Here is a 9,704-nt window from a genome sequence, read left to right on the forward strand (position 1 = left end):
TCACGTCGCCCAGCAGCTGCCAGCGCTCCTGGCAACCGGCCAGCTCGGGGTCGTGCTCCATCCGGCGCAGCAGGAAACGCGCTTCATCGGCGCCCAGCTCGCCATCGACCAGGGCCGACAGCTGCTCGCGATGGCGCTGGTCCAGGCGCTGCCCGGCGGGCGATTGATGGTTCTGCGATTCGTTGAACGGGTTACTGGTCATACGCGGCTCTTCTCACGGGTGGCGCTGCCGATGTCCAGCAGCGGCCGGAGTTCGGTGTCGATCGCCTCGCGCGCCCGGAAGATCCGTGAACGCACCGTGCCGATCGGGCACCCCATCTTCTGCGCGATATCCTCGTAGCTCAGGCCTTCCACCTCGCGCAGGGTGATCGCTGACCGGAGTTCTTCCGGCAGCGCGTTGACGGCCTTCATCACCGTCTGTTCCAGCTCCTGGCGCATCAACTCGCGTTCGGGCGTGTCGGTGTCACGCAGGCGCGTACCACTGTCGAACTGTTCGGCATCGCCGATGTCGATGTCATCGGTCGGCGGCCGTCGATTGTGTGAAGCCAGGTAGTTTTTGGCGGTATTCACGGCGATTCGATGCAACCAGGTTGAGAACTGGGCATCGCCACGGAAACTCCCGATCGCGCGGTAGGCACGGATGAAAGTGTCCTGGGCGACGTCCTGACATTCGCTCCAGTCGGCGATGTAGCGACCGACGAGGGCCACCACCCGATGCTGGTACTTGCGCACCAGGACATCGAAGGCGGCACTCTCGCCGTGCTGCACGCGCCGGACCAGTTCCAGATCCAGCTCCTGTGGTGTATCAACCTCGGCCATGAGGGGCCGCACTCCTGTCAGCCCAACCGACGTCGGGCAATGAGACTGCCAATCCCGGGAAAAGTTCAGTCGCCGATCACCTGGCGCCGCACCAGCTTTTAACCACCGTTCCGTTAGCGTCCCGGTCCACGGCCATGGATCCGGGGGCGCCACTCCCCTGCTATTGGGATTTGACGCGAGGGAAACAACCTCTGGATCATAGCCGCTTCTCCATACACAACCGGATGGAACGTCCATGCTTTCAGGCTTCGATGGTCTCCGCTTCAGCCACTGGCACCCCGAGATCCGCGACGACGGCGTGGTGGTTCTCTCCCTGGATCGTCAGGACAGCAGCGTCAACGCGATGTCGCAGGACGTGCTGCTGGAGCTGGGCGACCTGCTTGAGCGCATCGCGCTGGACCCACCCAAGGGCGTGGTGGTCCAGTCGCTGAAGAAGGCCGGCTTCATTGCCGGTGCCGACCTGAAGGAGTTCCAGGAATTCGACCGTCGCGGCACCGTCAATGACGCGATCCGTCGTGGCCAGGCCACCTATCAGAAGCTGGCCGAGCTGCCCTGCCCCACCGTTGCGGCGATCCACGGCCACTGCCTGGGAGGCGGCACCGAACTGGCGCTGGCCTGCCGCTACCGCGTGGCGTCCAATGACAGCAGCACCCGCATCGGCCTGCCGGAAACCCAGCTTGGCATCTTCCCGGGCTGGGGCGGCAGCGCCCGCCTGCCGCAGTTGGTGGGCGCGCCGGCGGCAATGGACTTGATGCTGACCGGCCGCACCCTGTCGGCCTCGGCCGCGCGTGGCATCGGCCTGGTCGACAAGGTGGTGGCGCCAGCGGTGGTGCTCGACACCGCCGTCGCGCTGGCGCTGTCCGGCACCACCCGCCCGTTCAAGCAGCGCGCGACGGCATGGGCCACCAACACCTGGCTGGCACGCAGGCTGCTGGCGCCGCAGATGGTCAAGCAGGTCGCACGCAAGGCGAAGAAGGACCAGTACCCGGCGCCGTACGCGCTGATCAGCACCTGGCAACGCAGTGGCGGCAAGCCCATCCAGGCCCGCCTGGACGCCGAGCGGCGCGCCGTGGTCAAGCTGGCCAGTACACCGACCGCGCGCAATCTGATCCGTATCTTCTTCCTCACCGAGCGACTGAAGGGCCTGGGCAGTGGTGATTCCGGCATCCGTCACGTGCACGTGGTCGGCGCCGGCGTGATGGGCGGCGACATCGCCGCGTGGGCCGCTTACAAGGGCTTCGAGGTGACCCTGCAGGACCGCGAGCAGCGCTTCATCGACCCGGCCATGGAACGCGCGCAGGCGCTGTTCGCCAAGAAGGTGCGCGACGAAAGCAAGCGCCCCGCCGTGGCCGCACGCCTGCGTGCCGACCTGGAAGGCAATGGGGTTGCCGAAGCGGATCTGGTGATCGAGGCGATCATCGAGAACCCGGAAGCCAAGCGTGCGCTGTACCAGACGCTGGAACCGAAGATGAAGCAGGACGCCCTGCTGACCACCAATACCTCGTCGATCCCACTGGTGGAACTGCGCGATCACATCCAGCGCCCGGCGCAGTTCGCCGGCCTGCACTACTTCAACCCGGTAGCGCAGATGCCGCTGGTGGAAATCATCCACCACGATGGCATGGCGCCGGAGACCGAGCGCCGCCTGGCCGCGTTCTGCAAGGCGCTGGGCAAGTTCCCGGTGCCGGTGGCCGGCAGTCCGGGCTTCCTGGTCAACCGCGTGCTGTTCCCGTACATGCTGGAAGCGGCCACCGCCTACGCCGAAGGCGTCCCGGGCCCGGTGATCGACAAGGCCGCAGTGAAGTTCGGCATGCCGATGGGCCCGATCGAACTGATCGATACCGTCGGCCTGGACGTGGCCGCCGGAGTCGGCCGCGAACTGGCACCGTTCCTGGGCCTGCAGATTCCGGCCGCGCTGCAGACGGTGGAACCGGACAAGCGTGGCAAGAAGGATGGCCAGGGCATCTACACCTGGGAAAACGGCAAGCCGAAGAAGCCGGACGTGGCCAGCGACTACCAGGCCCCGGCCGACCTGGAAGACCGCCTGATCCTGCCGCTGTTGAACGAGGCAGTGGCGTGCCTGCACGAAGGCGTGGTGGCCGATGCGGACCTGCTGGATGCCGGCGTGATCTTCGGCACCGGTTTCGCCCCGTTCCGCGGCGGTCCGATCCAGCACATCCGTGCGGTCGGTGCCGATGCGATCGTCGAGCGGTTGAAGGCGCTGCAGCAGCGCCACGGCGACCGTTTCGCCCCGCGCCCGGGCTGGGACAACCCCGCCCTGCGCGAACCAGTGGTTTGAGTTGATCGGCCGGGCCTGCGGCCCGGTACCCGCAGAGGCAACCGCCGAAGCAAAAGCCAAACCCAGAGCCAGAGCCAGAGCCAGAGCAACAGCCGGCTCTGGCTTTTCTGTTTGTTGGGCGGGGCGGTGTCGGGTTGCGGGGACGCCGTAAACCCGTCTTTGGGGGCTTGGCCGCGGCATCCATGCCGCGGACACCCCGCAACCCGACTCCGCCCCACCCCTGACAGTTTCCCGGTGACGGTGGGTGAACTGCGATGGCTGTAGGTGTCGACCTTGTTCAGCACGGATCATTACGAACTGGCGGGTGTCGACCTTGGTCGACACCAAGAGCGAAGCGACCGGCGTTTGATTTTGATTTTCTATTTTCTTCTCCGTGGCTGGACGCACACGGAAACTGTCAGAGGTCGGGCGGGTGGGTTGCGCAGGACCGTTGGCGCCATGGATGGCGCCATCGAGCCCCCATGGACGGGTTTACGGCGTGTCCTGCGCCACCCACCCGCCCGGCCAAGCGCGGTTTCTGCTTTTGCTTCTGCCTTCAGCGACCAAGCAACCAGCCACGAGGGGCTGCGCCGTTGGCTGGAACACCCTGTTACCCATACGAGGCATGTCCCCGTCACAGCCGCATGCGATGCTGACCACCTGATCCCTGCCAGCGAGAACGCCCGCATGACCACCATCATCGCCCCGCGCGTGCACGACATCGGCGGCCTCGAAGTCCGCCGCGCCGTCCCCACCCTGCAGGCGCGCAGCATCGGCTCGTTCGTGTTCGTCGACCAGATGGGCCCGGCACTGATGCACCCCGGCACCGCCATCGACGTGCGCCCGCATCCGCACATCGGCCTGGCCACGGTTACCTATCTGTGGTCGGGCGCCATCGGCCACCGCGACACCCTGGGCTCGGATCAGGTGATTCGTCCCGGTGACGTCAACTGGATGACCGCCGGCCGCGGCATCGCCCATTCCGAACGCACGCCACAATCGGACCGCGACCATGACAACCCGATCCACGGCATGCAGACCTGGGTCGCGTTGCCGAAGTCGCATGAGGAAATCGAGCCGGCGTTCTATCACCATGCCGCTGCCACCCTGCCCGAGCAGCGCCGCAAGGGTGCCTGGCTTCGGGTGATCGCTGGCCGCGCCTATGGCGAGGAATCGCCGGTGAAAGTGTTCGCCGATACGCTCAATGTGGCGATCGATCTGGACCCGGACGCGGAAATCGACATCGACGACGGTCACCGCGAGCGCGCGTTGTACATCCTTGAGGGCGACGCGCAGTTGGATGGCGTGGACATTCCCGCACAGCACCTGGTCATCCCCGAAGCCGGCGCACGCGGCCGCCTGCGCGCAAAGACACCGGTGAAGGCGATGCTGTTCGGTGGCGAGCCGCTGGATGGCCCGCGCCACCTGTGGTGGAACTTCGTGTCCAGCTCGAAAGAGCGTATCGAGCAGGCGAAGCACGATTGGGAAGCCGGTCGCTTCGGCACCATCCCCGGCGACGACAAGGAGTTCATCCCGCTGCCGCAGTACTGAGCATCGCGTGTTGCACACATCCGAGGGTGTATTCCTGCACCCGGCGTTGACGCTACAGTCACCCGCTGATCATTGAAATGTGACATAAATCACACTTTCAGCCGTCAAAGGAGTGCAACACATGAGCATGGGTAAACGCTTGTCCGCCGAGTTCCTCGGCACGTTCTGGCTGGTTCTGGGTGGCTGTGGCAGTGCAGTGCTGGCCGCCAAGTTCGGTGGTGACGGCAATCCGCTGGGTATCGGCTTCCTCGGCGTGGCGCTCGCCTTCGGCCTGACCGTGGTGACCGGCGCCTATGCGTTCGGCCATATCTCTGGCGCGCACTTCAATCCGGCGGTCAGCGTCGGCCTGTGGGCCGGTGGTCGTTTCCCGACCAAGGACCTGGTGCCGTACATCATCGCCCAGGTTGCGGGCGGCCTGCTGGCCGGCTTCATCCTGCTGCAGATCGCCTCCGGCGCCAGCGGCTTCGCCATCGATGGCAGCCAGGCCGGAGCGTTCGCCAGCAATGGCTATGGCGCGCTGTCGCCCGGTGGTTACAGCGTGGCTGCGGCCTTCCTGTGCGAAGTGGTCCTGACCGCGGTGTTCCTGATCGTGATCATGGGCTCCACCCACGGCAAGGCACCGGCCGGGTTCGCCCCGCTGGCGATCGGCCTGTCGCTGACCCTGATCCACCTGATCAGCATCCCGGTCACCAACACCTCGGTGAACCCGGCCCGCTCCACGGCCGTTGCCTTCTTCGCCGGCAGCGGTGCGGTCAGCCAGTTGTGGCTGTTCTGGGTCGCCCCGTTGCTGGGTGGCGCGATTGGCGGCCTGATCTACAAGTGGATCGGCAACGACCGCTGATCCCCGCAGCAACCATTGCGGCCGACCCTCGGCCGCAATGGTTGCGCTTGCAACCGCGAATTGTGCGATTGCTCACGTTCCGTTAAGGTTGAGTTGACCGTCCGTGCACATGCCGGATGGGGGGCGTCCGGGGATGGGATGCCATGGTCGCCGGCTCTGCTGGCGAAGCCAACCAATTCATCACCTTGGGGGATGCATGAAGTTCGTGCCTGTCATGTTGTCGAGCCTGCTTTTCGCTGCGGCCCACGCCGCCGCGCAGGCGCCGTCCGAATGTCCTTCGCTGCCGGCCAGCAGCGGTCTGCAGTGGCAGCAGCAGGTGCAGGCCGATTTCCTGGTCTGCCGCGCCAGCACCCCTGATGGCCGCGAAGTGCTGAGCCTGATGCTCAGCGCGCGTGACCCGTCCATTCCGCTGAACCGCTCGCTGCGGCAGGAAAAAGGCAGCTTCGGCGGTGAATCGCTGTACTGGTACCAGCCCGACCTGGGCGGCCAGCAACCGCCGGGGTATGCCGAACGGCGCATCAGCGTGGTCAAGCTCGACAAGGGGCGTTACGCGCAGATTTCGCTGTATCCGGACAGCGCGCAGGAGCTGGGGTCACTGCAACAGCTGGCGCAGGGCATGAGCCTGACCCCGTCGGCCGTGGCCGCCGGGCGCTGAGGATGACGGGGATGACTGCCTGGCAGCATCCCCGCAGCGCGACCCCATCCAACGGTTGTGCCGGTCGCTGGCCGGCACCCCGATCCGCCTCCATGCGAGGCAGTTGCCGGCCAGCGGCCGGTACTACGTCAGAACTTGCCTTCCTGGAAATCGACGAAGGCCTGCATCAGTTCCTGCCGCGTGTTCATCACGAACGGCCCGTGGCGCATCACCGGTTCGCGCAGCGGACGGCCGGCCACCAGGATCAGGCGCGCGCCTTCATTGCCGGCCGAGATGTGCAACTGCTCGCCACCGCCCAGCACCGCCAGTTCCTGGCGGGCGACGTCGCGCGCGGCGTCCTGCTCACCCACGGTCACGCCACCTTCGAATACGTACGCAAAGGCGTTGTGCCCTTCCGGCAGCGCATAGGTCCAGGCACGGTCGGGCGCCAGCGTGATGTCGAGGTAGAGCGGGTCGGTGGCCGGTTGCACGATCGGGCCGCGGGTGCCATCGACCGTGCCAGCAATCACCTTCACCTCCACGCCCGCTTCCGGGTGCACCACCGGAATCCGCTCAGGCGCGAACTCCTGGTACTTCGGCTCGGTCATCTTCTCCTTCGCCGGCAGATTCACCCACAGCTGGAAACCGCGCATCTGCCCGCTCTCCTGCTCGGGCATCTCCGAATGCACCAGGCCACGGCCAGCGGTCATCCACTGCACGCTGCCCGGGGTCAGCAGGCCTTCGTTGCCATGGTTGTCGCGATGCCGCATGCGCCCGTCGAGCATGTAGGTGACGGTCTCGAATCCGCGGTGCGGATGCTCCGGGAAACCGGCGATGTAGTCCTCGGCGCGGTCGGTGCCGAATTCATCGAGCAGCAGGAACGGATCGAGGTCGGGCAGCGTCGGGCCACCGATGACGCGGGTCAGGCGCACGCCGGCACCGTCGGAGGTGGGCATGCCACGGATGGTCCGCAGCACGCGGACCGGTTCGGGAAAGCTCATGGCGACTCCTGTTGGATGGATGCCACTGAAGATGGACGCCGCACGGCCACACGCCAATGGACGGCGCCGCAACCGATTGTTCCATCCCTGATGTTCGCTGCACGTCAGCACAACAAGCGTACGACCAAAGTACTACCGCCGATTCGTCCTGTGCCAATTGACCCTGTCGAGGGCACGCGGGACTCTTTGACTGTCTTTCCGGGAGAGAGCACCTCATGAAAGGGTTTTCCAAAATAGGCTGGGCGGTCCTCGCCCTGCTCGGCGCCTTCTGTCTGGGCACCGTGGCCCTGCGCCGCGGCGAACACATCAATGCGCTGTGGATCGTCGTCGCCGCGGTGTCGCTGTACCTGGTGGCCTACCGCTTCTACAGCCTGTTCATCGCCAACAAGGTGATGCAGCTCGATCCGACCCGGGCCACGCCGGCGGTGATCAACAACGATGGCCTGGACTACGTGCCCACCAACAAGCACGTATTGTTCGGCCACCACTTCGCCGCCATCGCCGGCGCCGGCCCGCTGGTCGGCCCGGTCCTGGCCGCGCAGATGGGCTACCTGCCTGGACTGCTGTGGCTGGTGGTGGGCGTGGTGCTGGCCGGTGCGGTGCAGGACTTCATGGTGCTGTTCCTGTCCAGCCGTCGCAACGGCCGTTCGCTGGGCGACCTGGTACGAGAAGAGATGGGCCAGGTACCCGGCACCATCGCGTTGTTCGGTGCGTTCCTGATCATGATCATCATCCTGGCGGTGCTGGCGATGGTGGTGGTCAAGGCGCTGGCCGAAAGCCCGTGGGGCATGTTCACGGTAATCGCGACGATGCCTATCGCCATCCTGATGGGCGTGTACATGCGCTATATCCGCCCCGGCAAGATCGGCGAGATCTCGGTGGTCGGCCTGATCCTGCTGCTGGCCGCGATCTGGTACGGCGGCAAGGTCGCCGCCGACCCGGTGTGGGGCCCGGCGTTCACGTTCACTGGCACCCAGATCACCTGGATGCTGATCGGCTACGGCTTCGTCGCATCGGTGCTGCCGGTGTGGCTGTTGCTGGCCCCGCGCGACTACCTGTCGACCTTCCTCAAGATCGGCACGATCATCGCGCTGGCCGTCGGCATCCTGATCGTGATGCCGGAACTGAAGATGCCGGCGCTGACCCAGTTCGCCGCCAGTGGCGACGGCCCGGTGTGGAAGGGCGGCATGTTCCCGTTCCTGTTCATCACCATCGCCTGCGGTGCGGTCTCTGGTTTCCATGCGCTGATTTCCTCCGGCACCACGCCGAAGCTGCTGGCCAATGAAGCGCACATGCGCTACATCGGCTACGGCGGCATGCTGATGGAATCGTTCGTGGCGGTGATGGCACTGGTGGCCGCATCGATCATCGACCCGGGCATCTACTTCGCGATGAACAGCCCGGCCGCGGTGATCGGTGCCGATGCTGCGTCGGCGGCGCACTACATCACCAACACCTGGGGCTTCACCATCACGCCGGAGCAGCTGACCGCGACCGCGGCGGCGATCGGCGAGCCGACCATCCTGCATCGTGCAGGTGGCGCGCCGACACTGGCGGTGGGCATCGCGCAGATCCTGCACGAAGCAATCCCCAGTGGCAGCGACGCAATGATGGCGTTCTGGTACCACTTCGCGATCCTGTTCGAAGCATTGTTCATCCTGACCGCGGTGGACGCCGGCACCCGTGCTGGACGCTTCATGCTGCAGGACCTGCTGGGCAACTTCGTGCCGGCGCTGAAGAAGACCGAGTCGTGGACCGCCAACATCATCGGTACCGCCGGCTGCGTGGCGCTGTGGGGCTACCTGCTCTACACCGGTGTGGTCGATCCGTTCGGCGGCATCCAGACCCTGTGGCCGTTGTTCGGCATCTCCAACCAGATGCTGGCCGGTATCGCGCTGATGCTGGGCACGGTAGTGCTGTTCAAGATGAAGCGCGACCGCTATGCGTGGGTCACTGCGGTACCGGCGGTGTGGCTGCTGATCTGCACCACCTATGCCGGCTTCATCAAGATCTTCGACAGCAACCCGGCGCAGGGTTTCCTGGCACAGGCACACAAGTTCCAGGCCGCGCTCGCCAGCGACACGATCACGGCGCCGGCCAAGTCGGTGGCGCAGATGAAGCAGATCGTGGTCAACGCCTACGTCAATACCGGCCTGACCGCGCTGTTCCTGCTGGTGGTGGGCGCAGTCCTGGTGTATTCGATCAAGACCATCCTGGCGGCACGCCGCAATCCGCAGCGCAGCGACCGCGAGACCCCTTACGTGGCGCTGAAGCCGCATGAAATGGTGGATCTGTGATGAGTACGCAACTGGTTCCCGCCGGCCAGTACCAGGCGCACCGCCGCATCTGGCGGCGCCTGGTGCAGACCGCACGACTGTGCTGTGGCATTCCTGATTACGACAACTACGTCCGGCATATGCTGGAAAAGCATCCGGACCAGGAGCCGATGGACTACAAGACGTTCTTCCGCGAGCGCCAGGAAGCGCGCTACGGCGGGCGCAATGGTGGCCGCTGCTGTTGATGCTCGGGTTCGACAGCGCTGCAGCGGCCTTCAGTAGATTCACGCCATGCGTGGATGAA

Annotated in this window: 9 protein-coding genes; 6 read left to right on the forward strand and 3 right to left on the reverse strand. The window is 65.6% G+C overall.

The features are described 5' to 3' along the window. Positions 1-202, reverse strand: a 202-nt coding sequence (locus N5E02_RS18480) for a sigma-E factor negative regulatory protein (protein WP_279946588.1), incomplete at its 3' end; no start/stop codon positions are given. Continuing rightward, complete coding sequence (rpoE, locus tag N5E02_RS18485) at positions 199-819, reverse strand: RNA polymerase sigma factor RpoE (protein ID WP_005418256.1); 621 nt, start codon at positions 817-819, stop codon at positions 199-201. The genes N5E02_RS18480 and rpoE, both read right to left, overlap by 4 nt. Before the next feature lie 235 nt (positions 820-1,054). On the opposite strand from rpoE, the gene N5E02_RS18490 reads away from it, so the two are divergent. The 4 genes from N5E02_RS18490 to N5E02_RS18505 all read left to right on the forward strand — a co-directional run bounded on the left by N5E02_RS18490 (position 1,055) and on the right by N5E02_RS18505 (position 6,144). Continuing rightward, positions 1,055-3,118, forward strand: a complete 2,064-nt coding sequence (locus N5E02_RS18490; protein ID WP_005418265.1) for a 3-hydroxyacyl-CoA dehydrogenase NAD-binding domain-containing protein — start codon at positions 1,055-1,057, stop codon at positions 3,116-3,118. 666 nt (positions 3,119-3,784) lie between these two features. After that, on the forward strand, positions 3,785-4,648 hold the full coding sequence (locus N5E02_RS18495; protein WP_005418267.1) for a pirin family protein: 864 nt from the start codon (positions 3,785-3,787) through the stop codon (positions 4,646-4,648). 121 nt (positions 4,649-4,769) lie between these two features. Then, the gene (gene aqpZ, locus N5E02_RS18500; RefSeq protein WP_032954396.1) at positions 4,770-5,489 is read left to right on the forward strand and encodes an aquaporin Z; all 720 of its coding nucleotides are present in this window, start codon (positions 4,770-4,772) and stop codon (positions 5,487-5,489) included. Between the two features lie 196 nt (positions 5,490-5,685). Further along, positions 5,686-6,144: a hypothetical protein gene (locus N5E02_RS18505; protein ID WP_032954397.1), complete on the forward strand. Its 459-nt coding sequence runs from the start codon at positions 5,686-5,688 to the stop codon at positions 6,142-6,144. Between the two features lie 128 nt (positions 6,145-6,272). Here N5E02_RS18505 and N5E02_RS18510 read toward each other — a convergent pair whose 3' ends face one another. Continuing rightward, positions 6,273-7,124: a pirin family protein gene (locus N5E02_RS18510; protein ID WP_053499689.1), complete on the reverse strand. Its 852-nt coding sequence runs from the start codon at positions 7,122-7,124 to the stop codon at positions 6,273-6,275. A 215-nt stretch (positions 7,125-7,339) separates the two neighbouring features. On the opposite strand from N5E02_RS18510, the gene N5E02_RS18515 reads away from it, so the two are divergent. Both N5E02_RS18515 and N5E02_RS18520 read left to right on the forward strand, forming a co-directional pair. Then, positions 7,340-9,421 carry a carbon starvation CstA family protein gene (locus N5E02_RS18515; RefSeq protein WP_005418274.1) on the forward strand — a complete coding sequence of 694 codons (2,082 nt, stop codon included), beginning with the start codon at positions 7,340-7,342 and terminating at the stop codon, positions 9,419-9,421. Continuing rightward, positions 9,421-9,645, forward strand: coding sequence for a CstA-like transporter-associated (seleno)protein (locus tag N5E02_RS18520; RefSeq protein ID WP_005410613.1), 225 nt, complete (start codon positions 9,421-9,423; stop codon positions 9,643-9,645). The genes N5E02_RS18515 and N5E02_RS18520 overlap by 1 nt, the downstream gene beginning before the upstream one ends. Positions 9,646-9,704 lie beyond the last annotated feature (59 nt).

Origin of the sequence: Stenotrophomonas sp. GD03777, assembly GCF_029842485.1 — a bacterium.
In the GTDB taxonomy this organism is placed as follows: domain Bacteria; phylum Pseudomonadota; class Gammaproteobacteria; order Xanthomonadales; family Xanthomonadaceae; genus Stenotrophomonas; species Stenotrophomonas sepilia.

Excerpts from the sequence above, each read along its gene's own strand:
- N5E02_RS18495 (WP_005418267.1), top strand. The coding sequence starts at position 3,785 with ATGACCACCATCATCGCCCCGCGCGTGCACGACATCGGCGGCCTCGAA.
- N5E02_RS18490 (WP_005418265.1), top strand. The coding sequence starts at position 1,055 with ATGCTTTCAGGCTTCGATGGTCTCCGCTTCAGCCACTGGCACCCCGAG.
- N5E02_RS18510 (WP_053499689.1), bottom strand. The coding sequence starts at position 7,124 with ATGAGCTTTCCCGAACCGGTCCGCGTGCTGCGGACCATCCGTGGCATG.
- N5E02_RS18505 (WP_032954397.1), top strand. The coding sequence starts at position 5,686 with ATGAAGTTCGTGCCTGTCATGTTGTCGAGCCTGCTTTTCGCTGCGGCC.
- aqpZ (WP_032954396.1), top strand. The coding sequence starts at position 4,770 with ATGAGCATGGGTAAACGCTTGTCCGCCGAGTTCCTCGGCACGTTCTGG.
- N5E02_RS18520 (WP_005410613.1), top strand. The coding sequence starts at position 9,421 with ATGAGTACGCAACTGGTTCCCGCCGGCCAGTACCAGGCGCACCGCCGC.
- rpoE (WP_005418256.1), bottom strand. The coding sequence starts at position 819 with ATGGCCGAGGTTGATACACCACAGGAGCTGGATCTGGAACTGGTCCGG.
- N5E02_RS18515 (WP_005418274.1), top strand. The coding sequence starts at position 7,340 with ATGAAAGGGTTTTCCAAAATAGGCTGGGCGGTCCTCGCCCTGCTCGGC.